A 25777-nucleotide genomic window follows, 5' to 3' on the forward strand; every position below is an offset into this window, starting at 1 on the left:
CACGGCGAGGACGTGAAGGAGCTGTACCTTCATGTGGACGGCGTTCCCGGCCACGCCTCTTGGGTTGATTCCGCTGTTCGCCGTGCGGGTACTCGAACAGCGAGAACATGAAGGCCTCAACGGACTTGGCGAGCGATTACTGGCGTATTTGCACCACCGGCCGACCTTGCTGCTGGTGTCTCGCTGGACCGAACCTGGCAAAGGCAACCGTTTGCTCTTGGCCTTGTTACGTGCTCAGCGGACCAAAGGTTTATTGAGGCGAATGCTCGATGAAAACTAATTTTTGTCGGACTATGGAGTTCGCTCCCTGTCCAAGTCCTACGCGGCCCAAACCTTCAGCATGCGCATTGATGGCAATACCCTTTGCGCCGATTACGAGCCGGCAGAGTCCGATTACTGACTCTTTGGCGGTAACTCCAATTGGCGTGGGTTCACATGGATGCCGCTCAATTACATGCTGATCGAATCGCTGCTGCAGCCAAAGTAATAAACGGCCGCTAGGGTCAGGAGCATTTTTCACTACAAGGAGTAGCGCCAGGATGTCGCTGTACAAGTACCGCAAAGTGCTGGAACTGCCGAGAGTATTACCAGCAATTCTGTTCATGTTCGTCGCGGGGTTGCCGCTGACGATCATGAGCCTGACGCTGACGTTGCATGTGTTGACGGACCTTGGACGTGGTTATTTCGAGGCCGGCGTGGTCGGCACTGCCACCGCCCTGGGGTTCGCCGTAGGCTCGCCCGTGTCAGGCCGCATGATCGATAAACATGGGCTGCGTCTGGTGGTGATGGTCAGCGGAGTGCTGTCGACGATTGCGTGGGGACTTCTGCCCTTTGTCCCCTTCTACGCCTTCATCGGCCTGGCTTTTGTCGCTGCGCTGTTTACGGTGCCTACCGGATCGCTGGCCAGACAGTTCGTGGCCAGCCTGGTGCATGAAGACCATCGACGCCCCGCTTACTCGCTCAACATGATGCTGATGGAGCTGTCGTTCGTGATCGGTCCGACAGTGGGGATTCTGTTGATCACCTGGTATTCGCCCATGGCGACCTTGGCAGGTATCGGGATCTGGCGGGGTCTTTCCTACGTGGTGCTTTACCGCTTGAACTGGCCCACGCGTACGCCCGAAGAACTCGCGGTCAAAGTCAGACCTGTCCGACCGCCTTTAAGGAGCTGGATGTCAGGTCGCTTGCTGTCCGCGTTATTCGTCAGCGCTGCCGCCTTGTTCGTGCTCTCGGGGACTGAACTGGCATTGATTGCAGTGCTGCGTGAAAACGGCCAACTGGGCTTCGCCGGATTCGTCATCGCCGCCATGTCCGTCGCATCGATTGCGGGCGGATTCGTACACGGGATTGTGCATCGGTCATTGTCCCAGGCATCACTGGCTCTGGGGATGAGCCTGCTGTTATTGCCCGTGGCCCTGTTCGACCAGACATGGTGGATTCTTATGATCGCGCTGCTACCCACCAATTTGCTGTGCACACCGACATTGGCGGCGGGGTCCGAAACGATGGCAGAACTTGCCCCGTCAGCCGTACGAGGTGAAGCAATGGGACTACAGGATTCCGCTTACAGAATCGGCCAGACCATGGCCACTCCCCTTGTAGGGCTGGCAATCGATGGCGTATCCCCGGGGTCCGGTTTCGTGGCAGCTGCAACGGGAGGATTGGTATTGGTCGGGATGGCGGCGCTTTGCAATCTGTGGATATCAAACACTGCCAATGCTTCAGACAAACGCACTCAGGTTTGAAACAGCAAGGCTCAAGCACAGTGTTTTACGACGGATATCAGGCCGAAAACGGCATGAGTATTAAAACTTATGCACGTTTTCGGTCTGCTAATCGTGTTGGGAAATAAGTAGGAAAATTAGCGTATTACAGCGGTTAATTTAAAAACCGACAAAAACAGTGCACAGGATATCCACAGAACTACACCGGAGTTTTCTCGGGGACAGCAACAGGCAATACGGGTGACCCCAGTGCCTTCTGTGTCGCTTCATTCCAGGCGGCCACGCGGTCATTCAATGCGGCGATGGCGCGCGGTCCCGTGCCCTCCGCGTACATGGGTTCGCCAATCACGACCTGGATCGTTCCCGGGATCTTGCCCCAGCCTTCCTTGGGCCAGAAACGTCCGGCGTTGTGGGCGACCGGCAGGACAGGTAACTCGGCGTTGACCGCCAACGCCGATCCGCTACGTGAGAACTTTCCGATCTGACCGTAGGGAACGCGGGTGCCTTCAGGAAAGATAAGTACCCAGACGCCATCCTTCAGAAGCTCGTGACCCTTCTTCGCCACTTCTTTGAGTGCAGCTTTGGGATTGTCGCGATTGATCGCAATCGGGCGCAGCATCGCCATCGCCCAGCCAAAGAACGGAACGTAAAGCAGCTCACGCTTGAGCACCTGGCTCAGCGGCTGAAAATGCGCAGACAGAAAGAACGTCTCCCATGTGCTCTGGTGATTGGACACAATCACGCAAGGGGTGCTCGGCACGTTTTCCTGACCGATGACTTCAACCTTGATATTGAGCATGACGCGCGTCAGCCACAGCGCACACCGGCACCAATAGACATTGATGAACCGATACCGAACGCGAAAGGACATGAACGGCGCGACGAAAAAACTCAGCGAGCACCACAGCAAGGCGGTACTGCCCAGCAGCAGGTAAAAGAAAAAGAGCCTGATTGCCCGCATCATCGACATAGCAGCGTTTACCGTACGGGCGTTGCCCGAGTGTTGCGCACCGTTGAGCGACCGGCTAGCCGTTCAGCGGTGCGTGAGTGTGGATAAGTTCTGCAGCAACCGCCGCCAGATCATCAAATATCAACGTGCCCGCAGGCACTGAAGCGCTCCGCGTCTTGTGGCCTTTGCCCGTCATTACCAACACGGGCTGACAGTCGACGGCCAGCGCTGCGTCCAGGTCACCCTTGCTGTCTCCCACAAACCACACGCCGGGTAATGCCACGGCGTAATGCCTGGCGATGGTGTGCAGCATGCCGGGCCTGGGTTTGCGACAGTCGCAGCCTTCGTCAGGGCCGTGAGGGCAGTAAACGATCAACCCGACGTCGCCGCCCTGCTTCGCCACCAAGGTGCGCAGCCGTGCATGCATTGCGTCCAGGGTCGCTTGATCGTAGTAACCGCGAGCAATGCCGGACTGGTTAGTGGCAACCGCCACGGTCCAGCCGGCTTTACTCAACTGCGCAATCGCCTCGATCGAACCGGGAATCGGAATCCATTCCGCGACCGACTTGATGTAGGCATCGGAGTCCTGGTTGATCACCCCGTCCCGATCGAGAATCAGCAGTTTCACTTGTCGCGGTCCCCCATCAGCTCAACAAGGAAATGTCAGCAACGCCCAGGAACAGCCCTCGCAAACGCGCCAGCAACGCATAACGGTTGGCGCGCACGCTCGCGTCTTCGGCATTGACCATCACCGCTTCAAAGAAGGCATCGACAGGTTCACGCAGCGCCGCCAGACGTGCCAGCGATTCGCTGTACTGACGTTGCGCGGCCATCGGCTGTACCGCTTGATCGGCTTGCTGGATAGCTGAGTACAGTGAGAACTCGTTGGCGTTGTCGAAGTACTTGGGCTCTACCGTGCTGGCGATGCTGCCTTCGGCTTTGCCCAACAGGTTCGATACCCGTTTGTTCACCGCTGCCAGCGCCGCCGCTTCCGGCAATTTCCGGAAGGCCTGAACCGCCTGCACCCGCTGATCGAAATCCAGTGCGGAAGCCGGTTGCAGCGCACGCACCGAGAGGTACACCGACACGTCCACACCTTCGTCTTCGTAACGCGCCCGCAAGCGGTCGAACACGAACTCAAGCACCTGCTCCGGCAAACCTGCGGGTTTGATTTTGGTGCCGAACTGAGCAACCGCGAATTGCACCGTCTTGATCAGGTCGAGGTCCAGTTTCTTCTCGATCAGGATGCGCAGGATACCCAGCGCAGCACGGCGCAGGGCGTACGGGTCTTTGCTGCCGGTGGGCAACATGCCGATGCCGAAGATGCCGACCAAAGTGTCCAGCTTGTCGGCGATCGCCACCGCAGCACCAGTCAGCGTGGTTGGCAGTTCAGCGCCGGCACCGCGTGGCATGTACTGCTCGTTGAGTGCCAGGGCGACATCTTCGGGCTCGCCGTCGGCCAAAGCGTAGTAGTAACCGGCAACACCCTGCATTTCTGGAAATTCGCCGACCATCTCGGTGGCCAGGTCGCACTTTGACAACAGACCTGCACGTGCGGCGCGTTGGGCGTCGCCGCCAATACGTGGGGCGATGAATGCGGCCAGCTTGGAAACGCGCTCGGCCTTGTCGAACACAGTGCCCAGTTGCGCCTGGAACACTACGTTCTGCAGACGCTGGTTGAATGTCTCCAGCTTCTGCTTCTTGTCCTGCTTATAGAAGAACTCGGCATCGGTCAGGCGCGGGCGAACGACTTTCTCGTTGCCCAGCACGATCTGCGATGGGTCCTTGCTCTCGATGTTGGCCACGGTGATAAAACGCGGGAGCAACTTGCCTTCGGCATCCAGCAGGCAGAAATACTTCTGGTTGTCCTGCATCGTGATGATCAGTGCTTCCTGCGGCACGTCGAGGAAACGCTCTTCGAACGAGCAGACCAACGGAACCGGCCACTCAACCAGCGCGGTCACCTCGTCCAGCAGCGCGGGCGGCACGATGGCAGTCCCTTCGTACTCAGTGGCGAGTTCTTCGATACGCTTGCCGATCAGCTGACGACGCTCGTTGAAATCTGCCAGCACATACGCCGCACGCAGGTCAGTGAGGTAGCTGGCGGGTGATGTGATGCGCACTGTTTCCGGATGATGGAAACGGTGGCCGCGCGATTCCCTGCCGGCGGTTTGCGCCAGGATCGTACAGTCGACAACGTGCTCGCCGAATAGCATCACCAGCCACTGGGTTGGACGCACGAACTCTTCCTTGCGAGCACCCCAGCGCATTCGCTTGGGGATAGGCAAGTCGTTCAATGAGTCTTCAATGATGGTCGGCAACAGGCTGGTTGTGGTTTTGCCGGCAATGCTTTGGCTGTAGCGCAGTTTCGGGCCGCTTTGATCGATCTCGCTGAGGTCGACACCGCACTTCTTGGCAAAGCCCAGAGCCGCCTGGGTCGGATTGCCTTCAGCGTCGAAGGCCGCCTGACGTGGCGGGCCATCAAGGGTCACGCTGCGGTCGGGTTGCTGGGTCGCCAGCTCGGTGATCAACACCGCCAGACGCCGTGGCGCGGCGAACACCTGCTTGGCGCTGTAGGTCAGCCCTGCCGCCAGCAAGCCTTTTTCGACACCGGCCAGGAAGGCATCGCCCAGCACGCTCAGCGCTTTGGGTGGCAGTTCTTCGGTGCCCAATTCAACCAGGAAATCTTGAGCACTCATTGCGCAGCCTCCAGCTTAGCCAACACTTCGTCACGTAGATCAGGGGGTGCCATCGGGAAGCCGAGCCGTGCCCGCGCCATCAGGTACGCCTGGGCCACGGAGCGCGCCAAAGTACGCACGCGCAGGATGTACTGCTGACGCGCCGTCACGGAGATCGCACGACGGGCATCCAGCAAGTTGAAGGTGTGCGAGGCCTTGAGGACCATTTCATAGCTCGGCAGCGGCAGCGGTTGATCGAGTTCGATCAGGCGCTTGGCTTCGCTTTCATAGAAGTCGAACAGCTCAAACAGTTTGTCGACGTTCGCCTGCTCGAAGTTGTAGGTCGATTGCTCCACTTCGTTCTGGTGGAACACGTCGCCGTACGTCACGCGCCCGAAAGGGCCGTCGGCCCAGACCAGGTCGTAGACCGAGTCCACGTTTTGCAGGTACATCGCCAGGCGTTCGAGGCCGTAGGTGATCTCACCGGTAACCGGGTAGCACTCGATGCCGCCTGCCTGCTGGAAATAGGTGAACTGCGAGACTTCCATGCCGTTGAGCCAGATTTCCCAGCCCATGCCCCAGGCGCCCAGCGTCGGCGATTCCCAGTTGTCTTCGACAAAGCGCACGTCGTGGACCAGCGGGTCCAGACCGACATGCTTCAACGAGCCGAGGTACAGCTCCTGGAAGTTGTCCGGGTTGGGCTTGAGAACGACTTGGAACTGATAGTAGTGCTGCAGGCGGTTCGGGTTTTCGCCATAACGGCCATCGGTAGGACGACGGCTCGGTTGTACGTAGGCTGCGTTCCAGGTTTCCGGGCCGATGGCGCGCAGAAACGTGGCAGTGTGGAAAGTGCCGGCGCCCACTTCCATATCGTAGGGCTGAAGTACCACGCAACCTTGCTCAGCCCAGTATTGCTGGAGGGCGAGGATCAAGTCTTGGAAGGTACGCACGGCTGGCGTAGGCTGGCTCACGAAATTCACCTGTACTGGGGCTGCGATTTAAAGTGCGGGAGTATACCCGATTCGGTCGCGCCTCCACCCTTGGAGCCCTATGCCACGCTGCTTTTGGTGCAACGAAGACCCTCTTTATATGGCCTATCACGATCAGGAGTGGGGCGTGCCGTTGCGCGACGCGCAGATGCTCTTCGAGTTCCTCTTGCTCGAAGGGTTCCAGGCCGGGTTGTCATGGATCACGATTTTGAAGAAACGCGCCCGCTACCGTGAAGTCCTGTTCGGCTTCGACGTCCAGCGCGTGGCGCAAATGACCGACGCGCACATCGAAGCCTTGATGTCCGAACCCGGCATCGTGCGCAACCGCCTCAAACTCAATGCCGCGCGGCGCAACGCCCAGGCATGGTTGAAGCTGGAAGACCCGGTGTCGTTCGTGTGGTCATTTGTCGGGGGTGTACCGAAGATCAATCATTTCAGGGACCGCAGTGAAGTCCCGGCCATCACCCCTGAAGCCGAGGCGATGAGCAAGGCCCTGAAAAAGGCCGGCTTTACCTTTGTCGGTCCGACCATTTGCTACGCGTACATGCAAGCTACCGGCATGGTCATGGACCACACCGTCGATTGCGATCAGTACGCAGCCCTGGCGCTGTGATGGTTACAATGCCCGCCTCATGTGTTCAGGAGTGATCTGTGGATAAGTTCAAAGGCGCCGTGATGGTCGGCGCGTTGCGTCTGTTTGCGCTGTTGCCGTGGCGCGCCGTGCAAGCGGTCGGCACCGCCATCGGCTGGCTGATGTGGAAACTGCCCAATCGGTCTCGTGAAGTGGCGCGGATCAACCTGTCCAAATGCTTCCCCGAGCTCAACGCTCAGGAGCTTGAGGCGCTGGTCGGCCGCAGCCTTATGGACATCGGCAAGACGCTGACCGAAAGCGCCTGCGCCTGGATCTGGCCGGCGCAGAAATCCATCAATCTGGTGCGCGAAGTCGAAGGCCTTGAAGTGCTGACCGCAGCGTTGGCGTCCGGCAAGGGTGTGGTCGGCATCACCAGTCACCTGGGCAACTGGGAAGTGCTCAACCACTTCTACTGCAGCCAGTGCAAACCGATCATCTTTTATCGCCCGCCCAAGCTAAAGGCGGTGGACGATCTGCTGCGCAAACAGCGCGTGCAACTGGGCAACCGCGTGGCCGCCTCCACCAAGGAAGGTATTCTCAGCGTGATCAAGGAAGTGCGCAAAGGCGGTTCGGTCGGCATTCCTGCGGACCCGGAGCCCTCGGAGTCGGCAGGCATTTTCGTACCGTTTTGTGGGACGGTGGCGCTGACCAGCAAGTTCGTCCCCAACATGCTCGCGGGCGGCAAGGCGGTGGGGGTATTCCTGCATGCCATGCGACTCGACGACGGTTCGGGCTACAAAGTGGTGCTAGAAGCGGCGCCAGAGGCCATGTACAGCACTGACGCCGAAACCTCGGCGGCGGCCATGAGCAAAGTCGTCGAAAAATACGTGCGGGCTTACCCAAGCCAATACATGTGGACGATGAAGCGCTTCAAGAAGCGCCCGGCCGGCGAGGCGCGGTGGTATTGATTCGAGCCGCCTTTCTCATCTGGATGGGACGGCGTGTTCTGTTGGAGCCGAGCTTGCTCGCGAAGCTGCGCCATCGGTTGCCTGGCACTCCGCGTCGCTAGCTTCGCGGGCAAGCCTCGCTCCAACACTCGCCAGGACGTTAGAAAAAGCTCAACCCCACCTGAAACAGCCGTTCAACATCCCGAATGTACTTTTTATCCACAAGGAACATGACCACGTGATCGCCGGACTCGATCACCGTCGCGTCGTGGGCGATGAGTACATCTTCCCCCCGGGTAATCGCGCCGATGGTGGTGCCTGACGGCAGTTCGATGTCCCTGATGGCGCGGCCGATCACCTTGCTCGACCTGGAGTCGCCATGGGCCACGATTTCAATCGCTTCCGCCGCCCCGCGGCGCAATGAATGCACGCTGACGATATCGCCCCGCCGTACGTGGGCGAGCAACGTGCCGATGGTGGCCAGCTGCGGGCTCACGGCAATGTCGATTTCCCCGCCCTGGACAAGGTCCACGTAGGCCGGGTTATTGATGATCGTCATCACCTTCTTTGCGCCGAGCCGCTTGGCCAGCAACGACGACATGATGTTGGCTTCATCGTCGTTGGTCAGCGCGAGAAACAGGTCGGCGTTGTCGATGTTTTCTTCCATCAACAGATCGCGGTCCGACGCGCTGCCCTGCAGGATCACGGTGTTGTTCAAGGTGTCCGACAAATAGCGGCAGCGCGCTGGATTCATCTCGATGATCTTGACCTGGTAGCGGTTTTCGATCGCTTCGGCCAGTCGCTCACCGATGTGCCCGCCGCCCGCAATGATGATCCGTTTGTAGCTCACGTCCAGTCGGCGCATTTCCCCCATCACGGAGCGGATGTGCGCTTTGGCGGCGATGAAAAAGACTTCGTCATCGGCTTCGATAACGGTATCGCCCTGAGGAATGATCGGACGATCACGCCGGAAAATGGCCGCAACCCGTGTGTCGACGTTGGGCATGTGCTCGCGCAGCTGGCGCAGTTGCTGACCCACCAATGGCCCGCCGTAGTAGGCCTTGACCGCCACCAGTTGCACCTTGCCGCCCGCGAAGTCGATCACCTGCAAGGCGCTGGGGTACTCGATCAGGCGCTTGATGTAATTGGTCACCACCTGTTCCGGACTGATCAGCACATCCACTGGAATGGCCGCGTTCTCGAACATTCCGGCGCGCGTCAGATAGGCGGCTTCGCGGATGCGGGCGATCTTGGTCGGGGTGTGGAACAACGTGAACGCCACCTGGCAGGCAATCATGTTGGTTTCGTCGCTGCTGGTCACGGCCACCAACATGTCTGCATCGTCGGCGCCGGCCTGACGCAGCACGTTGGGAAACGAGCCACGGCCCTGCACCGTGCGAATGTCCAGGCGATCTCCCAGGTCGCGCAGGCGGTCGCCGTCAGTGTCGACCACCGTGATGTCATTCGCTTCGCTGGCCAGGTGCTCGGCCAGCGTTCCGCCAACCTGCCCTGCGCCGAGAATGATGATTTTCAATCAGTCTCTCTCCATGAAATTGTGTTTGGATCTGCCGGACATTTTTGTAGGAGCGCGCTTGCCCGCGATGGCGTCGGATCAGTTGGCATGTGCGCAGCGGATAAGCCCCCATCGCGGGCAAGCGCGCTCCTACAGGGCTCGTATCAGCCAGCCGCGATCTTGATCAGCTTGGCGTAATAAAAGCCATCATGCCCGCCCTGCTGAGCGAGTAACTGACGCCCATGGGGCTGTTTGAGGCCGGGCGGCGGGTTACCGTTCTGCCCGGCGATGTCCAGTTCTCGTGCGCCCGAGGTGCGAGCAAGAAACGCTGCGATGACTTCCGAGTTTTCGGCCGGCAACGTAGAGCAGGTGGCGTACAGCAAGATGCCCCCCACCTGCAGCGTCGGCCACAGCGCATCGAGCAATTCACCTTGAAGTGTAGCGAGGGCCGGGATGTCATCTGCCTGACGCGTCAGCTTGATATCCGGATGGCGTCGGATAACGCCCGTTGCCGAACACGGCGCGTCCAGCAAAATGCGGTCGAACGGCTTGCCGTCCCACCAATGATCGGTGGCTCGGGCATCGGCCGCGATCAGCTCTGCGCTCAGGCCCAGACGGTTGAGGTTCTCCTGCACCCGCACCATGCGCTTGGCTTCAAGGTCCACGGCGACGACGCCAGCCAGGTTCTTCTGCACTTCCAGCAAGTGGCAGGTTTTGCCCCCCGGCGCACAGCACGCATCCAGCACCCGTTGCCCCGGCGCCAGCTCCATCAAGTCGGCGGCCAATTGGGCCGCTTCGTCCTGAACGCTGATCCAGCCTTCGTTGAATCCCGGCAGCCCGCGCACATCACCCGGCTCGGTCAACACGATGCCGTCCTGACTGAAGGCTGTGGCGGTAGCCTGAACGCCTGCGTCCAGCAGCAGTTGCAAGTACTGCTCACGAGTCTTGTGCCGGCGATTGACCCGCAAAATCATCGGCGGGTGCGCATTGTTTGCGGCGCAAATGTCTTCCCACTGTTTGGGCCAGGCGGCTTTCAATGCTTTTTGCAGCCAGCGAGGGTGCGCCGTGCGGACCACAGGGTCGTGTTCCAGCTCCGTCAGCAGCGCTTCGCCTTCACGCTGAGCCCGGCGCAACACCGCATTGAGCAGCGCCTTGGCCCAGGGCTTTTTCAGTTTGTCCGCGCAACCAACCGTCTCGCCAATGGCGGCGTGAGCCGGAATGCGCGAATAAAACAGCTGATACAAGCCGACCAGCAGCAGTGCCTGGACATCGTTGTCGGCGGCTTTGAAAGGCTTTTGCAACAGTTTGGCAGCCAGCGCAGAAAGCCTGGGCTCCCAACGAGCCGTTCCAAATGCCAAGTCCTGAGTCAGGCCGCGATCTCGATCATCGACGTTATCCAGTTGCTTGGGCAGGGAGCTGTTGAGCGAAGCCTTGCCGCTGAGAACGGTGGCGAGCGCTTTGGCGGCGGCAAGGCGCGGGTTCATTGGGCATCTACCGATTGACCGAGCACGGTGCCGAGGGCGAATTTCTCGCGGCGGCTGTTGTACAGGTCAGCGAAATTCAGGGGTTTGCCGCCCGGCAGTTGCAGGCGCGTCAGGCGCAAAGCCTGTTGCCCACAGGCGATGACGAGGCCGTCTTTGCTGGCGTTGAGGATCGTGCCGGGTTCGCCCGCGCCTTCACTGAGGTCGGCCGCCAGCACTTTGAGTGCTTCGCCGTTCAGCGTGCTGTGACAGATGGGCCAGGGGTTGAACGCGCGGACCAGACGCTCAAGCTCTTCGGCGGGCCGGGTCCAGTCAATGCGTGCTTCGTCTTTATTGAGCTTGTGAGCGTAGGTGGCAAGGGTGTCGTCCTGCACTTCATCGACCAGTGCACCGGCCGCCAACCCGGCGATGGCTCGCACCACGGCCGGTGGACCGAGTTCAGCCAGACGATCATGCAGCGTGCCACCGGTGTCTTGCGCGGTGATCGGGGTTGTAACCTTGAGCAACATCGGGCCGGTATCAAGACCCGCCTCCATGCGCATGACGGTCACGCCGCTTTCTGCATCACCGGCTTGCACCGCGCGCTGGATCGGCGCCGCCCCGCGCCAGCGTGGCAGCAGCGAAGCATGGCTGTTGATACAACCCAGACGCGGGATGTCCAGTACTGCTTGCGGCAGGATCAGGCCGTAGGCAACCACGACCAGCAGGTCAGGCTTAAGCGCTGCAAGTTCATTCTGGGCTGCTGTGTCACGCAGGGTCGGCGGTTGCAGGACGGGGATGTTGTGTTGCAGGGCGAGTTGCTTGACCGGACTGGGCATCAGCTTTTGGCCTCGGCCCGCCGGGCGATCGGGCTGGGTGTACACCGCGATCACTTCGTAGGGACTGTCGAGCAGGGCTTTCAAGTGTTCGGCGGCAAATTCGGGGGTGCCGGCAAAGACAATGCGCAAGGGCTCGGTCATGGGCTTCTCGTAGGAATGTTTACGGTAGGAGCGCGCTTGCCCGCGATTTGGCTGGTCTGACATGGGAAGGTGACTGTCACACTGCAATCGCGGGCAAGCGCGCTCCTACATGAGGGAGGTGGCGCGTTGGATCAAGCGTTCTGCTTGTGCAGCTTTTCGAGCTTTTTCTTGATCCGGTCACGCTTGAGGTTGGACAGGTAGTCGACGAACAGCTTGCCGTTCAGGTGATCGCATTCGTGCTGGATGCACACCGCGAGCAGACCTTCGGCAATGAGCTCATAGGGCTGGCCATTGCGATCGAGCGCCTTGACTTTTACCTTCTGCGGCCGATCTACGTTCTCATAGAAGCCCGGCACGGAAAGGCAGCCTTCCTGATATTGTTCCATCTCGTCGGTCAGGGTTTCGAACTCGGGGTTGATTAAGACGCGCGGGTCGCTGCGGTCCTCGCTCAGGTCCATGACCACGATGCGTTTGTGAACATTGACCTGGGTCGCCGCCAGACCGATGCCAGGGGCTTCGTACATGGTTTCAAACATGTCGTCGACCAACTGGCGAACGCTGTCGTCGACCACAGTCACCGGCTTGGCAAGGGTACGCAGGCGCGGGTCGGGAAATTCGAGGATGTTTAAAATGGCCATATACGTGAGCGCTGCACTTGTAGGGTAAAGTCAAAATCGGCTGCTAGGCTTGGGACGTCACAAGCGGGCAGTCCTTGTAAAAAAGAAGTCTCGCAAGACTCCATGATTCACGCGAAGCCAACATGATAAAGGGATTCACCGCATGAGGAAATCACTACTCGCCCTGCTGCTGTTGGCCGCGACTGGCCTTGTTCAGGCGCAAGTACAATTGAAGGAAGGCCATCCCGAGCGTTATACCGTTGTCGCTGGCGACACGCTCTGGGGCATTTCGGGCAAATTTCTCAGTCAGCCATGGAAGTGGCCGGAGATCTGGCGGGCCAATCCGCAGGTCCACGACCCGGACCTGATTTACCCCGGTGACGTACTGACCCTCACGTACGTTGACGGCCAGCCGCGCATTACCCTGAACCGGGGCGAGTCCCGGGGGACCATCAAGCTGTCGCCACGCGTGCGCAGCAGCCCGGTGGCCGACGCGATTCCCAGCATCCCGTTGGGCGCGATCAATGCGTTCCTGCTGAAAAACCGGATCATCGACACGCCGCAGCAGTTCGACCGGGCGCCTTACATCGTTGCGGGTAACGCCGAGCGCGTACTCAGCGGCATGGGTGATCGGATCTACGCCCGAGGCGTCTTCGATCAGGAGCACACCGGCTACGGTATTTTCCGCCAGGGCAAAACCTACATCGACCCGGACACCCGTGAGGTTCTCGGGATCAACGCAGACGACATCGGCGGCGGTGAAATCGTCTCCAGTGAAGGCGATATCGCCACCTTGCAATTGCAGCGTTCGACCCAGGAAGTGCGCCTTGGCGACAGATTGTTTGTCAGCGAAGAGCACGCCATCAATTCGACCTTCATGCCCAGCGCCCCGTCCATGCCGATTGAAGGCCTGATCCTTGACGTGCCACGCGGGGTCACGCAGATCGGTGAATATGACGTTGTGACGATTGACCGGGGCAAGCGTGACGGTCTGATGGACGGCAACGTGCTGGCGATCTACAAGACCGGAGAGCATGTCCGGGATCGCGTCAGCGGCGACGAAGTCAAAATCCCTGACGAACGTGCGGGCGAGCTGATGATATTCCGCACGTACGAAAAGTTGAGTTATGGGCTGGTGTTGCACGCGACCAGATCTTTGGCGGTACTGGACAAGGTGCGCAATCCGTAACGCTATGTATCAGGTTCGGCAGGCTTTTTTCCACCGCAGTGCTTCACTTGTTTAATTGTTGTCAACAGAGTTATCCACAGGTTGCTCCTCCCTTTCGGAGGGCCGAAGATCAAGGAAGATCTTATGCCGTTGTTTGAAAACGCTGCCCCCTCGCCTGCCGAACTGGAAGCCCGCCTGCGCCTGCACAGGCTTCCGGAAATCGGTCCGAAACGCTTTCATAAACTGATCGATGCCTTCGGTGGTGCGTCCGCCGCCCTCAGTGCGCCTGCCTCGGCATGGCGTGCGTTGGGGGTACCGACGGCCTCCGCAGAGGCCCGTCGCAATCCGGATGTAAGGGACGGCGCCAGCGCCGCAATGGCCTGGTTAGAGCGTCCGGACCAGCATTTGTTGATGTGGGACGACCCGTCCTATCCCGCGCTGCTCGCCGAAATACCCGATCCGCCACCCCTTCTGTTCATCGCTGGCAACCCTGGTCTGCTGGACCGCCCACAGCTGGGCATGGTCGGCAGCCGCCGTGCGTCCAAACCTGGAATGGACACCGCAGCGGCGTTTGCGCGCAGTCTGGCAGGGGCCGGATTTGTCATCACCAGTGGCTTGGCGCTGGGCATTGACGGCGCGGCGCACCAAGGCGCATTGGACGTGGGCGGCGCCACGATCGGGGTCTTGGGAACAGGCATCGAAAAACTTTATCCACAGCGCCACACAGCTCTGGCGGCGGCGATGGTTGCCCAAGGTAGCGCCGTCGTTTCAGAGCTGCCGCTGGACGCTGGCCCCCATGCCAGCAACTTTCCTCGGCGCAATCGAATCATCAGCGGCTTGTCCTTGGGTGTACTGGTGGTTGAGGCCAGCGTCGCCAGCGGATCGTTGATCACCGCGCGTCTGGCCGCCGAGCAGGGGCGGGAGGTGTACGCCATTCCAGGATCGATTCATCACCCCGGCGCACGCGGCTGTCACCAATTGATTCGCGACGGAGCCACGCTGGTGGAGACGGTCGACCACATCATGGAAGGCCTGCGGGGATGGCAGGTGCTGCCGCCGTCCAACGACAGCGCTGCGCCGGCACCCAAGCCGGCCGCCCATCCGTTGCTCGCCTTGCTGCACGCGGCGCCCCACACCAGTGAAGCGTTGGCCCTGTCCAGCGGCTGGCCGTTGCCCAAAGTGCTGGCGGCACTGACCGAGCTTGAGCTGGACGGAAGCATTGCCTGCGAGGCGGGACGATGGTTTGGCCGGGCGCCGTGAGGTTAAACTGGCCGCCAGCTTTGTATGGAGAGAGCACGATGGTCAGCAGTTGGCGTGTGCAGCAAGCCGCACGAGAAATCCGGGCCGGTGCCGTGATTGCCTATCCAACCGAAGCGGTGTGGGGATTGGGCTGTGATCCATGGGACCCGGAGGCGGTGTATCGGCTGCTGGCCATCAAGGCCCGGCCGGTGGAGAAAGGGCTGATTCTGATCGCAGACAACATCCGCCAGTTTGATTTCCTGTTCGATGATTTCCCCGAGCTTTGGCTTGATCGCATGGCCAGTACCTGGCCTGGCCCGAACACGTGGCTGGTCCCGCATCAGAATTTGTTGCCCGACTGGATCACGGGCGGGCATGAAACCGTGGCGCTGCGGGTCAGCGATCACCCACAGGTGCGTGAGTTATGTGCGTTGACCGGGCCGCTGGTGTCCACCTCGGCGAACCCCACCGGACGGCCCGCTGCCCGCAGTCGGCTGCGAGTGGAGCAGTATTTCCACGAGCAACTGGACATGGTGCTGGGCGGGAGCCTGGGCGGGCGACGTAACCCCAGCGTTATCCGGGACCTGGTGACGGCGAATGTAGTGCGGCAGGGCTGACACGGGCTTGCCTCTGTAGGAGCGAACTTGTTCGCGAAGCGTCATCGCTGAGACTCTGCGTACGCCGCTTCGCCAAGTTGGCTCCTACAGAATATCTGCGTTACGGAATCAAAATCATCGACCCCGTCGTGCGCCGCGCTGACAACTCGGTCTGCGCCTTGCCGGCATCCTTGAGCGCGTACTGCTGGATATCGTCGACCTTCACCTTGCCGCTCGATACCATGCCGAACACCTCGTCCGCCATGGCCTGCAGCGTTTCCTGGCTGTTGGCGTACGAGCCCAGTGTCGGACGTGTCACGTAGAGCGACCCCTTCTGCGCGAGAATCTGCAGGTTCACGCCTGAGACCGGCCCGGACGCATTGCCGAAGCTGACTAACAAGCCGCGCAATTCCAGGCAATTAAGCGACGTTTCCCACGTGTCCTTGCCGACGCCGTCGTACACCACCGACACTTTTTTCCCGTCAGTCAGTTCAAGCACGCGCTTGGCTACGTCTTCCTTGCTGTAGTCGATGATCTCCCATGCACCCAACGCTTTGGCATGGGCAGCCTTTTCGGCCGAGCTGACCGTGCCGATGAGTTTGACCCCCAACGCGCTGGCCCACTGGCAGGCAATGGAACCCACACCACCGGCGGCCGCGTGGAACAGAATGATTTCTTCGGGGCGGATTTCGTAGGTCTGGCGAAACAGGTACTGCACGGTCAGGCCCTTGAGCATCACGGCAGCGGCTTGCTCGAAACTGATGTCGTCCGGCAGTTTCGCCAGATTGGCTTCGGGTATCAGATGGACCTCGCCGTAGCTGCCCAGCGGGCCGGTGCCATAGGCCACCCGGTCGCCGACTTTCACGTGGGTCACTTCCCCGCCAACCGCCTCGACCACCCCTGCCCCTTCGTTGCCCAGGCCTGAAGGCATCGACGGCGGTGGATAAAGTCCGGTGCGGAAATAGGTTTCGATGAAGTTGACGCCAATCGCTTTGTTGCGCACGAGCACCTGATTGGGCCCGGGTGCCGCCGGCTCGAAGTCGACGTACTCAAGGACTTCAGGGCCGCCGTGGGTGCGGAACTGGATACGCTTTGCCATGTGCTTTCTCCGTCGTGGTCCGAACAAGTGCGAAAGGGTTCTATCGGACTCCTTCGTTTGATCTGCGTCAACAGCGGCGGCCGGCGGGCGGGTGTTATGCTACGCGCCAATTTTGCCGCTGCGCTTGGTTTACTAGGGCTGCGGGCTGGAAGGCTGCGTTGGTTCAGGCGGCCCATTTTCCAACGCGCTGCCCGGCCATTCAGTTTCAGGCGCTCGATACGAAGGTACTGCCATGTCCACACGCACCCACGCCGTCAAAGCCTACCTGCTCGACCTGCAAGACCGGATCTGCGCTGCCCTGGAGCAGGAAGACGGTCGCGCGCTGTTCGTCGAAGATGCCTGGACACGGCCGGCGGGCGGCGGCGGACGCACCCGTGTGCTGGAGAACGGCCAACTGATCGAAAAAGGCGGGGTCAATTTCTCCCACGTCTTCGGCGCCGGTCTCCCACCATCGGCCAGCGCACATCGGCCTGAACTGGCCGGGCGTGGCTTCGAAGCGCTGGGCGTCTCGCTGGTCATGCATCCTCACAACCCTCATGTTCCGACCGCTCATGCCAACGTGCGTTTCTTCATCGCCGAAAAAGAAGGTGAAGAACCGGTCTGGTGGTTTGGTGGCGGCTTCGACCTGACGCCTTACTACGGCGTTGAGGAGGACTGCGTTCACTGGCACCGCGTGGCCGAACAGGCTTGCGCGCCGTTCGGTGCCGATGTTTACCCGCGTTACAAGGCGTGGTGCGACACCTACTTCCACATCAAACACCGCGATGAGCCCCGGGGCGTGGGCGGACTGTTTTTCGATGACCTGAACGAGTGGGACTTCGACACCAGCTTCGCGTTTCTGCGGGCCATCGGCGATGCATTCATCGACGCGTACCTGCCCATCGTCCAGCGTCGCAAGGCGGCGACATATACGGCTCAACAACGGGAGTTTCAGGAATTCCGTCGGGGGCGCTACGTCGAGTTCAACCTGGTGTACGACCGCGGCACGCTGTTTGGCCTGCAATCGGGCGGGCGTACCGAATCGATCCTGATGTCGCTGCCCCCGCAAGTGCGTTGGGGTTATGACTGGAAAGCCGCGCCGGGCAGCGAAGAAGCTCGTCTGACCGACTACTTTTTGCAGGATCGGGACTGGCTGGGTGAGGCGCAAGGCAAATGACTGACCAGTACGTCGTCTTCGGTAACCCCATCGGGCACAGCAAGTCGCCGCTGATTCATCGCCTGTTCGCCGAGCAAACCGGCCAGGTCCTTGAATACACTACCTCTCTGGCGCCGCTGGATGATTTCACTGCGTTCGCCACCGCCTTTTTCCAGCACGGCCTTGGCGCCAACGTAACGGTGCCGTTCAAGGAGCAGGCATTTCGACTGGCCGACAGCCTGACTGAACGCGCTCAGCGCGCCGGCGCGGTCAATACCCTGATCAAACTGCCCGACGGCAGCCTCCGTGGTGACAACACCGATGGCGCAGGGCTGGTGCGCGATCTGACGGTCAATCACGGCGTCACCCTGAAGGGCAAACGCGTCCTGGTGCTGGGTGCAGGCGGTGCGGTGCGTGGCGCGCTGGAGCCTCTGCTGGCCGAGCAGCCAGAGGTGATCGTCATCGCCAACCGCACGGTGGAGAAAGCAGAACAGCTGGCGAAAGAATTTTCCGATCTTGGACCGGTGTTCCCGAGTGGTTTCGATTGGCTGGAAGAACCGGTAGACATCATCATCAACGCCACATCGGCCAGCCTCTCAGGCGAGTTGCCGGCCATTGCGTCAGGTCTCATTCATCCCGGCGAAACTTTCTGCTACGACATGATGTACGGCAACGAGCCGACAGCGTTCTGCCGCTGGGCAGCCGAGCACAATGCCGGTCAAGCCGTGGATGGTCTGGGCATGCTGGTGGAGCAGGCGGCCGAAGCCTTTCTGCAGTGGCGTGGTGTACGCCCGAAGTCGGCGCCTGTATTGGCTGAGTTGCGACGGTTATTGGCAGCTGCGTAAGGCACCCTGTAGGAGCGCGCTTGCCCGCGAATGCGATCTGTCGGCGACGTTTTTGTCGACTGACGAAACGCTATCGCGGGCAAGCGCGCTCCTACAGGCCTCTTGTTACAACTTGGCTTTCACCGCCGCCAACGCATCCTTGTCGTCCAGCGTCTTCACGCCATCCAGCCACTTCTCCAAGGTCGCCGGGTTGGCCTTGATCCAGGTTTTGGCGGCTTCGGTGTTGCTGACTTTGGTGTCCACCACGGTTTTCATGATGGAGTTTTCCATGTCCTGGGTGAACGTCAGGTTGGACAGCAGCTTGCCCACATTCGGGCAGGCGTCGGCATAGCCTTTGCGGGTCACGGTGTAGACGCTGCCGGTGTCGCCGAAGTATTTCTCGCCGCCCTTCAAGTAGTGCATGCCTTTGATCTGCACGTTCATCGGGTGCGGTGTCCAGCCGAGGAAGACCACGAATTCCTTCTTCTTCACGTTGCGCTGCACTTCAGCCAGCATCGCCTGTTCACTGGACTCCACCAGCTTCCATTCACCCAGGCTGAACTCGTTTTTCTTGATGATTTCCTGCAACGACAGGTTGGCCGGAGCGCCCGAGCCGATGCCGTAGATCTTCTTGTGGAATTTGTCGGCGAACTTGTTCAGGTCGGCAAAATCATGCACGCCTGCGTCATAGACGTAATCCGGAACGGCCAGGGTGAACTCGGTGCCTTCCAGGTTCTTCTGGTATTGCGTCACATCGCCGGTCGCGATGAATTTGTCGTAAAAGCCCTGCTGCGCCGGCATCCAGTTGCCCAGAAACACGTCCATTTGCCCGTCCTTGAGGCCACCATAGGCAATCGGGACCGCCAGGGTATCGACCTTCGCCTTGTAACCCATGCCGCTGAGTAAAAACCCGGTGATGGCGTTGGTTGCAGCGATGTCGCTCCAGCCCGGATCCGCCATTTTTACTGTGCTGCAGCTGGCCGAGTCAGCGGCATGTGCGACAACGCTGCTCAGACTCATGACCCCAACTGCCAGCGCGGTGGATAACTTTTTCATGGTGTGCCCCTTTTTGGTTTTCTAGGTGTTGGCAGGGTTCAAGGTTGTGGATAACGGGCCTTGCGCTCCAGATCGTCTAGATCGATATGGTTGCGCATGTATTGCTGACTGGCGTCTACCAGCGGCTGGTGATCCCAACTCTTCAGCTTGCCGAGTGCCAGCGATTGGGCGACAAAACGCCTGCGCCGCTGGCTGGCGAGCACCTGTTGGTGTATCGCCGGAATGTCCCATTTGGCCCGTGCTTCGGCCAGAAATGCAGCGAACAGGTCGCGATGAGCCTCGGACTGGCTCAGCTCTTCCTGTTCTTTCGGATCGTTAGCCACGTCGTACAACAGACACGGGTCCTGTTCCGAATAGATGAATTTGTAATCGCCGCGACGAATCATCATCAGCGGGCCGATCGTGCCTTCAGCCATGTACTCGCCAAAGACTTCGTCGTGCCCGTCCTGGCCCTGCAAATGCGGCAGGAGCGAGCGGCCGTCCAGTGGCAGCGATGGGTCCAGTGTGCCTTGCGCCATTTCGACGAAGGTCGGCAGCAAATCGGCAGTGGACACAGCCGCTGTGACGCGGCCCGCCTGGAATTGCCCCGGAGCGTACACCAGCAACGGCACCCGCGCCGACATCTCGAACCAGTGCATTTTGTACCAGAGCCCGCGCTCGCCGAGCATGTCGCCGTGATCGCCGGAGAACACGATGATGGTGTCGTCGGCCAGGCCCGTTTCTTCAAGGGTCTTGAGCAGTTTGCCGACGTTGTCATCGATGTAGCTGCAAGCGCCGAAGTAGGCGCGACGCGCGTCACGGATCTTGTGTTCCGGCAAAGGTTTGTCCCACAGGTCGTAAACCTTCAACAGGCGCTGCGAGTGCGGGTCCAGATCTTCCTGCGCTGGCGCCTGAGCCGGCATCGGGATGTCATCGTCGCTGTACAGGTCCCAGTAGTGTTTCGGGATCGTGTACGGGTCGTGGGGGTGAGTCATCGACACGGTCAGGCAGAACGGCTGGTCGCCATCCTGACGAACGTGATCGAACAGATACTGTTGAGCCCTGAACACCACTTCCTCGTCGAAATCCAGCTGGTTGGTGCGCACCGAAGGCCCGGCTTGCAGCACCGAGGCCATGTTGTGAAACCAGGTTGGGCGCACGTCGGGCTCGTCCCAGTTCACCGACCAGCCGTAGTCGGCAGGATAGATGTCGCTGGTCAGGCGCTGCTCGTAGCCGTGCAACTGATCCGGGCCGCAGAAGTGCATCTTGCCCGACAGGGCGGTGTGATAACCGAGGCGACGCAGATAGTGGGCATACGTCGGGACGTCCGCCGGAAAGTCGGCCGCGTTGTCGTAGGCGCCGATTTTGCTCGGGAGCTGACCGCTGACCAGGGTAAAGCGGGAGGGCGCGCACAGCGGGCTGTTGCAGTACGCGGCGTCGAAGACCACGCCCTCAGCAGCCAGGCGGCTCAGAGTCGGCATTTTGACGGGAGATGAGGCGTAAAACGGCAACATCGGCGCGGCCATCTGATCGGCCATAATAAAAAGTATATTTTTGCGCTTCATGTATTCGCTGCATCCATAGTGAATATTTATGCGAAATTGCTCTGATTCAGAATGGGACCCTATAGCCCCACTGTAAAACCCATAGACGGCAATGCCTAGGATAAGCCCAGCTTATGTTTAATGCGCTTGGTGACATGTCGCTTGATCTGTTACGTGGATTCGAAGCCGCAGCGCGCCTGCGCAGCTTTACAGCGGCTGCCGTGGAACTGGGCACCACACAGCCGGCGATTAGCCAGCAAATCAAAAGATTAGAAGAACAACTGGCAACGCGTCTGTTTGATCGCATTTATCGGGGCATCGAACTGACCGAAGCCGGTGAGGTGCTGTTCAGCCACGTGCAGACCGGCTTGCAATCCATGGACACGGGCCTGATCGCCATCACCGAACAGCATCAGCACGAGGTGCTGCAGGTTGCCACCGATTTTGCCTTCGCCGCGTATTGGTTGATGCCCCGGCTGCATCGCTTCCATAAAAGCAATCCGGACGTCGACGTGAGCCTGGTTACCAGCGAGCGCACCCACAACATGCTGCGTGCCGATATCGACGTTGCCGTGCTGTTTGGCGATGGCCGCTTCAAGCAGGGCGAGAGCCATTGGTTGTTCAACGAGGAAGTGTTTCCGGTGTGCAGCCCGCAGCTGATCGCGGGCCGGGCCCTGCCGTTGTCGGTTGATGCGCTCAAAGCGTTTCCCTTGCTGCACCTGCGCGGTGAAGGCAGTAACAACTGGTTCGACTGGGGTGGCGTGTTCCGGGCGCTGAACATCCCCCAGGCGCCCGCCCCCGGACAGCTGCGGTTCGACAATTACACGCTGCTGATTCAGGCCGCGATTGGCGGACAAGGCATCGCCATCGGGTGGCGGCATCTGGTGGATGCGCTGCTGGATCAGGGCCTGTTATGCCGACCGATTGAAGCCACGGCGATTTCGGCCCAAGGCTATTACGTCGTGCTGCCACAGCGCAAAAGACGGGTACAGATCGTTCAGCAGTTTGTCGACTGGTTGAAAAGTGAACAGGCGCTGAGCGGAGATTCACTGGTGGGTCGGCCGTTGCCATCGATTGCGGTGTGAAGGGCATCGAGTGCGTTCAGATCACGAAATTTACGTACTGATGGACATGCAGATTCAACGTCATTTCATCCGCGATACCGGCCGCCACCCGGCCTAGTACCTCCAACGGGGCTTCAAGCCCCGGTTCGACCGTCCCGCCGTTCTGGCTGAAATGCTCAATGCCAAGGCCCGCCACGCCCTGCGGCGCTTTGACCAATGTCCAGGCCAGCTCGCTTTTGCGCAGCGAATCCACAATCAGCGCTGAGGCCTGGAATTGATCGAGATGGGCGTCCTGGTAGTCAGCAAGAGATGCCTCATGGCGCAGTTCAACGTCGCACACCAGCATCAGCCGCTTCACGCCCATATGCGCCATGCAGGCGAGCAGGTTCTGGGTCACGATCAGTTGATTGACCGGGGTCAGGTCTTGAGGGGGGTGAGGTTCATCAGTGCCGACGGGCAGGACTTTCGCGTCCAGCAAAGCAATCACCACCGAGCTGCCGGCGATGCTTTCGCCAATGCGTTCACGATTGAACAGGTTGCCCTGCTTGGTGCGCAGCCCTGGTCGAGGCGCGAGCGCATTAAGGTCATCGAGCACGGCAATCACCTCATGCTGGCGTCGCAACAGCTCGGCCATCAGGGCACTGCCAAAGCTGCTGATCGCGCCGAACAGCGCGACTTTCAACACAGGGGTTTCGGCGTTTTTCATGGTGATCAACCCGCGGCGGTGGATAACTTGCCTTGTGTTGAGGGTAGCAGCGCGAGTGGGTATTGATGGGTCTCTGTAGGAGCGAACTTGTTCGCGAAGCGGCATGGACACCAAACCGAGCCGGCCGCTTCGCCAACAGGTTGGCTCCTACAGGGTTTCGTCAAAGCGCTTAGTTCAAAACGCCTTCCAGGATTTCATACACGATGCCGCTGCCGACGGCGATCAGCACCACGTCTGTGCCCAGGCGGCGCCATTCGTAGCCGTCGTAACGTGGCAGGTATTGCAGCGAGCGGCTGTCCAGGCGCTTGCCGTAGCCGCGTGGCAACGGGTGCCCACGTTCTACGCGAATATTGGAGGGCAGCGGCTGGCCACGGCCAATCGTCTCGCGATGCTCATAGACCTGACGACGCACGTCGTCGAAGTTCGCCGGAGGTCGACCACCGCCGCCGTTGCCGTTGCCGTTGTTGTTGGCTCTGCCTGGCTGGTTGTTGCCCGATGGCCCGTGGCCCTGTTGATTGTTGCCAGGCTGATTGCCACCCTGATTGTTGCCGTGGCCTTGATTCTGATCCTGGTGATTATCCGGTCCACGATTATCCGGCCCGCCTCGCTCATCTGGCCCGGCCGCATGTACCAGCGTGGTGGCACTGATCACCAAAATGCCTACCCCAGCAATCAAACGGTTTGACACTTTCATCGACGAGCTCCTGAACCAATACGGATCAGCAAAAAGGGGTTCAGGACCTGATCCTGAACCCCTTTGCTGTACTCCATTAGTCTCGATACCGAGGCTCTAATTCCTCTGTATCAGAAACTTTACCTTCAGTTCATTCGAGCGTTGCGCACGCCCTCGGACAATGCCGAGCACAGCGTCAGTACGCGGGTGACGGCTTCGTCGGAAGACTTCGCGTTGGCGATGTGATCGATCAACGCAGAGCCGACGACAACGCCATCCGCCAGGCGGGCAATCGCTGCAGCCTGCTCCGGTGTACGAATACCGAAACCGACGCTGATCGGCAGATCAGTGTGGCGACGCAACCGCTCGATGGCCTCTTTGACGTGCTCGGTGGTCGCGGCGCCTGCGCCGGTGACGCCGGCAACGGAGACGTAATAGACAAAGCCCGAGCTGCCGTTGAGGACAGTGGGTAACCGCGCATCGTCGGTGGTCGGCGTGGTCAGGCGGATGAAGTCCAGGCCCGCAGCCTGAGCCGGGTCACACAGCTCTTCGTTATGCTCGGCCGGCAGGTCGACCACGATCAGGCCATCGACGCCTGCTTCACTGGCATCCGCGATGAAGCGATCAATCCCATAGGCGTGAATCGGGTTGTAGTAACCCATCAGCACCAGCGGTGTGGTTCTGTCTTCGGCACGGAATTCGCTGACCATCTGCAGGGTTTTGGCAAGGTTCTGCTTGGCACCCAGTGCCCGGATGTTGGCCAGCTGGATGGCCGGACCGTCCGCCATCGGATCGGTGAACGGCATGCCGAGCTCGATCACGTCAGCGCCGTGCTTGGGCAACCCCTTGAGAATCGCCAGGGAGGTGGCGTAGTCAGGGTCGCCGCCGGTGATGAAGGTCACCAGCGCGGCACGATTCTGTTCCTTGAGTTCGGCAAAACGCGTTTGCAGGCGGCTCATCAGTGTTTCTCCTGCTTGGACAGATCCAGGTGGTGCATCACGGTTTGCATGTCTTTGTCGCCACGGCCCGAGAGGTTGATCACCATCAAGTGGTCTTTAGGCAGCTTCGGCGCGCGCTTGAAGACTTCAGCCAAAGCGTGGGCTGTTTCCAGCGCGGGAATGATGCCTTCCAGCAGGCAGCACTGATGGAAGGCAGCCAAGGCCTCGTTATCGGTGACCGAGGTGTATTGAACGCGACCGATATCATGCAACCAGGCGTGTTCAGGGCCGATGCCCGGGTAATCCAGACCAGCAGAAATCGAGTGCGCGTCATTGATCTGACCGTCGTCGTTCTGCAGCAGGAAGGTGCGGTTACCGTGCAGTACGCCGGGAACGCCCCCGTTCAGGCTGGCAGCGTGCATGCCGCTCTCGATGCCGTGACCGGCCGCTTCGACGCCAATGATGTCGACGGAGGTATCATCCAGGAACGGGTGGAACAGGCCCATGGCGTTGGAGCCGCCACCGATGCAGGCCACCAGAGAATCGGGCAGACGGCCTTCCTGGGCGAGCATCTGGTCGCGGGTTTCCTTGCCGATCACCGACTGGAAGTCACGCACCATCGCCGGGTAAGGGTGTGGGCCGGCCACGGTGCCGATCAGGTAGAACGTGCTGTCAACGTTAGTCACCCAGTCACGCAGCGCCTCGTTCATCGCATCCTTCAGGGTGCCGGTGCCCGACACCACAGGGATGATTTCGGCGCCCAGCAGCTTCATGCGGAACACGTTCGCCTGCTGACGCTCGATGTCAGTGGTGCCCATGTAGATCACGCATTGCAGGCCAAAACGCGCAGCCACGGTGGCCGTTGCCACGCCGTGCATGCCTGCGCCGGTTTCGGCGATGATGCGTTTTTTGCCCATGCGCCGCGCCAGCAGGATCTGGCCGATGCAGTTGTTGATCTTGTGCGCGCCGGTGTGATTAAGCTCTTCGCGCTTGAGGTAAATCTTGGCGCCGCCGCAGTGCTCGGTCAGACGCTCGGCGTAATACAACGGGCTTGGACGACCGACATAATCGCGCTGAAAGTAGGCCAGGTCCTTTTGAAACGAAGGATCGATCTTCGCCGCTTCGTACTCACGGTTCAGGTCCAGGATCAGCGGCATCAGCGTTTCAGCGACGTAGCGACCGCCAAACGAACCGAACATGCCCTTGGCGTCAGGGCCGTTACGAAATTGGGATTGGGTCTGGCTCATGGAACCTCCGGGGTAACGAATGAGTGTTGCCGTCAGGCAGTGATCACACTTTAACCAGCGCCACGGCCAATGAAAACCGAT

At 60.2% G+C, this 25777-nt stretch carries 25 protein-coding genes; 10 read left to right on the top strand and 15 right to left on the bottom strand.

Features of this window, described 5'->3' with window-relative positions; genetic code table 11:
• The first annotated feature begins 31 nt into the window (after positions 1-31).
• The gene (locus ABQX22_RS17150; RefSeq protein ID WP_349801057.1) at positions 32-280 is read left to right on the top strand and encodes a hypothetical protein; all 249 of its coding nucleotides are present in this window, start codon (positions 32-34) and stop codon (positions 278-280) included.
• Positions 281-539: 259 nt separating this feature from the next.
• Complete coding sequence (locus ABQX22_RS17155; RefSeq protein ID WP_349801058.1) at positions 540-1745, top strand: MFS transporter; 1206 nt, start codon at positions 540-542, stop codon at positions 1743-1745.
• A 178-nt stretch (positions 1746-1923) separates the two neighbouring features.
• Here ABQX22_RS17155 and ABQX22_RS17160 read toward each other — a convergent pair whose 3' ends face one another.
• The 4 genes from ABQX22_RS17160 to glyQ all read right to left on the bottom strand — a co-directional run bounded on the left by ABQX22_RS17160 (position 1924) and on the right by glyQ (position 6322).
• The gene (locus ABQX22_RS17160; protein ID WP_349801059.1) at positions 1924-2523 is read right to left on the bottom strand and encodes a lysophospholipid acyltransferase family protein; all 600 of its coding nucleotides are present in this window, start codon (positions 2521-2523) and stop codon (positions 1924-1926) included.
• A gap of 226 nt (positions 2524-2749) precedes the next feature.
• Positions 2750-3301: a D-glycero-beta-D-manno-heptose 1,7-bisphosphate 7-phosphatase gene (gene gmhB / locus ABQX22_RS17165; protein ID WP_349801060.1), complete on the bottom strand. Its 552-nt coding sequence runs from the start codon at positions 3299-3301 to the stop codon at positions 2750-2752.
• Between the two features lie 16 nt (positions 3302-3317).
• Positions 3318-5372 carry a glycine--tRNA ligase subunit beta gene (gene glyS, locus ABQX22_RS17170; protein ID WP_349801061.1) on the bottom strand — a complete coding sequence of 685 codons (2055 nt, stop codon included), beginning with the start codon at positions 5370-5372 and terminating at the stop codon, positions 3318-3320.
• Positions 5369-6322 carry a glycine--tRNA ligase subunit alpha gene (gene glyQ / locus ABQX22_RS17175; protein ID WP_349801062.1) on the bottom strand — a complete coding sequence of 318 codons (954 nt, stop codon included), beginning with the start codon at positions 6320-6322 and terminating at the stop codon, positions 5369-5371. Before glyQ ends, glyS begins: the two co-directional genes overlap by 4 nt.
• A gap of 79 nt (positions 6323-6401) precedes the next feature.
• Here glyQ and ABQX22_RS17180 point away from each other — a divergent pair, with 79 nt between their 5' ends.
• Positions 6402-6953, top strand: coding sequence for a DNA-3-methyladenine glycosylase I (locus ABQX22_RS17180; protein WP_349801063.1), 552 nt, complete (start codon positions 6402-6404; stop codon positions 6951-6953).
• A 38-nt stretch (positions 6954-6991) separates the two neighbouring features.
• A complete protein-coding gene (locus ABQX22_RS17185) occupies positions 6992-7879 on the top strand; it encodes a lysophospholipid acyltransferase (RefSeq protein WP_349801064.1) in 888 nt (295 codons plus the stop codon).
• A 139-nt stretch (positions 7880-8018) separates the two neighbouring features.
• On the opposite strand, the gene trkA is transcribed toward ABQX22_RS17185, so the two are convergent.
• The 4 genes from trkA to def form a co-directional block, all read right to left on the bottom strand.
• Positions 8019-9392, bottom strand: a complete 1374-nt coding sequence (trkA, locus tag ABQX22_RS17190) for a Trk system potassium transporter TrkA (RefSeq protein WP_349801065.1) — start codon at positions 9390-9392, stop codon at positions 8019-8021.
• 143 nt (positions 9393-9535) lie between these two features.
• Complete coding sequence (gene rsmB / locus ABQX22_RS17195; protein WP_349801066.1) at positions 9536-10855, bottom strand: 16S rRNA (cytosine(967)-C(5))-methyltransferase RsmB; 1320 nt, start codon at positions 10853-10855, stop codon at positions 9536-9538.
• Positions 10852-11799, bottom strand: coding sequence for a methionyl-tRNA formyltransferase (fmt, locus tag ABQX22_RS17200; RefSeq protein ID WP_349801152.1), 948 nt, complete (start codon positions 11797-11799; stop codon positions 10852-10854). Before fmt ends, rsmB begins: the two co-directional genes overlap by 4 nt.
• 143 nt (positions 11800-11942) lie before the next feature.
• A complete protein-coding gene (def, locus tag ABQX22_RS17205; RefSeq protein ID WP_349801067.1) occupies positions 11943-12449 on the bottom strand; it encodes a peptide deformylase in 507 nt (168 codons plus the stop codon).
• A 142-nt stretch (positions 12450-12591) separates the two neighbouring features.
• Here def and ABQX22_RS17210 point away from each other — a divergent pair, with 142 nt between their 5' ends.
• The 3 genes from ABQX22_RS17210 to ABQX22_RS17220 all read left to right on the top strand — a co-directional run bounded on the left by ABQX22_RS17210 (position 12592) and on the right by ABQX22_RS17220 (position 15452).
• Positions 12592-13617 carry a LysM peptidoglycan-binding domain-containing protein gene (locus tag ABQX22_RS17210; RefSeq protein ID WP_349801068.1) on the top strand — a complete coding sequence of 342 codons (1026 nt, stop codon included), beginning with the start codon at positions 12592-12594 and terminating at the stop codon, positions 13615-13617.
• A 123-nt stretch (positions 13618-13740) separates the two neighbouring features.
• The gene (gene dprA, locus ABQX22_RS17215) at positions 13741-14856 is read left to right on the top strand and encodes a DNA-processing protein DprA (RefSeq protein ID WP_349801069.1); all 1116 of its coding nucleotides are present in this window, start codon (positions 13741-13743) and stop codon (positions 14854-14856) included.
• A gap of 38 nt (positions 14857-14894) precedes the next feature.
• The gene (locus ABQX22_RS17220) at positions 14895-15452 is read left to right on the top strand and encodes an L-threonylcarbamoyladenylate synthase (protein WP_349801070.1); all 558 of its coding nucleotides are present in this window, start codon (positions 14895-14897) and stop codon (positions 15450-15452) included.
• 100 nt (positions 15453-15552) lie between these two features.
• Here the strand turns inward: ABQX22_RS17220 and ABQX22_RS17225 are convergent, their stop codons facing one another.
• Positions 15553-16530, bottom strand: a complete 978-nt coding sequence (locus tag ABQX22_RS17225; protein ID WP_349801071.1) for an NADPH:quinone reductase — start codon at positions 16528-16530, stop codon at positions 15553-15555.
• Between the two features lie 232 nt (positions 16531-16762).
• Here ABQX22_RS17225 and hemF point away from each other — a divergent pair, with 232 nt between their 5' ends.
• Both hemF and aroE read left to right on the top strand, forming a co-directional pair.
• Positions 16763-17686, top strand: coding sequence for an oxygen-dependent coproporphyrinogen oxidase (hemF, locus tag ABQX22_RS17230; protein WP_349801072.1), 924 nt, complete (start codon positions 16763-16765; stop codon positions 17684-17686).
• Complete coding sequence (gene aroE / locus ABQX22_RS17235; RefSeq protein WP_349801073.1) at positions 17683-18510, top strand: shikimate dehydrogenase; 828 nt, start codon at positions 17683-17685, stop codon at positions 18508-18510. Before hemF ends, aroE begins: the two co-directional genes overlap by 4 nt.
• A gap of 105 nt (positions 18511-18615) precedes the next feature.
• Here the strand turns inward: aroE and choX are convergent, their stop codons facing one another.
• Both choX and betC read right to left on the bottom strand, forming a co-directional pair.
• Positions 18616-19545: a choline ABC transporter substrate-binding protein gene (gene choX / locus ABQX22_RS17240; protein WP_349801074.1), complete on the bottom strand. Its 930-nt coding sequence runs from the start codon at positions 19543-19545 to the stop codon at positions 18616-18618.
• Positions 19546-19583: 38 nt separating this feature from the next.
• Positions 19584-21089, bottom strand: a complete 1506-nt coding sequence (gene betC / locus ABQX22_RS17245; protein WP_349801075.1) for a choline-sulfatase — start codon at positions 21087-21089, stop codon at positions 19584-19586.
• Positions 21090-21223: 134 nt separating this feature from the next.
• On the opposite strand from betC, the gene ABQX22_RS17250 reads away from it, so the two are divergent.
• Positions 21224-22153 (top strand): choline sulfate utilization transcriptional regulator, encoded by a 930-nt coding sequence (locus ABQX22_RS17250; protein WP_349801076.1) that lies wholly within the window; start codon positions 21224-21226, stop codon positions 22151-22153.
• 16 nt (positions 22154-22169) lie between these two features.
• Here the strand turns inward: ABQX22_RS17250 and ABQX22_RS17255 are convergent, their stop codons facing one another.
• From ABQX22_RS17255 to trpB, 4 genes are all read right to left on the bottom strand, one after another.
• Positions 22170-22838: an NAD(P)-dependent oxidoreductase gene (locus ABQX22_RS17255; RefSeq protein WP_349801077.1), complete on the bottom strand. Its 669-nt coding sequence runs from the start codon at positions 22836-22838 to the stop codon at positions 22170-22172.
• A 169-nt stretch (positions 22839-23007) separates the two neighbouring features.
• Positions 23008-23532, bottom strand: coding sequence for an anti-virulence regulator CigR family protein (locus ABQX22_RS17260; protein WP_349801078.1), 525 nt, complete (start codon positions 23530-23532; stop codon positions 23008-23010).
• A gap of 125 nt (positions 23533-23657) precedes the next feature.
• Entirely contained in the window at positions 23658-24470 is an 813-nt protein-coding gene (trpA, locus tag ABQX22_RS17265; protein ID WP_349801079.1) for a tryptophan synthase subunit alpha, read from the bottom strand.
• On the bottom strand, positions 24470-25696 hold the full coding sequence (gene trpB, locus ABQX22_RS17270; RefSeq protein WP_349801080.1) for a tryptophan synthase subunit beta: 1227 nt from the start codon (positions 25694-25696) through the stop codon (positions 24470-24472). Before trpB ends, trpA begins: the two co-directional genes overlap by 1 nt.
• Positions 25697-25777: the final 81 nt, after the last annotated feature.

Origin of the sequence: Xanthomonas sp. WHRI 1810A (assembly GCF_040202885.1) — a bacterium.
Classification (GTDB): Bacteria; Pseudomonadota; Gammaproteobacteria; order Pseudomonadales; family Pseudomonadaceae; genus Aquipseudomonas.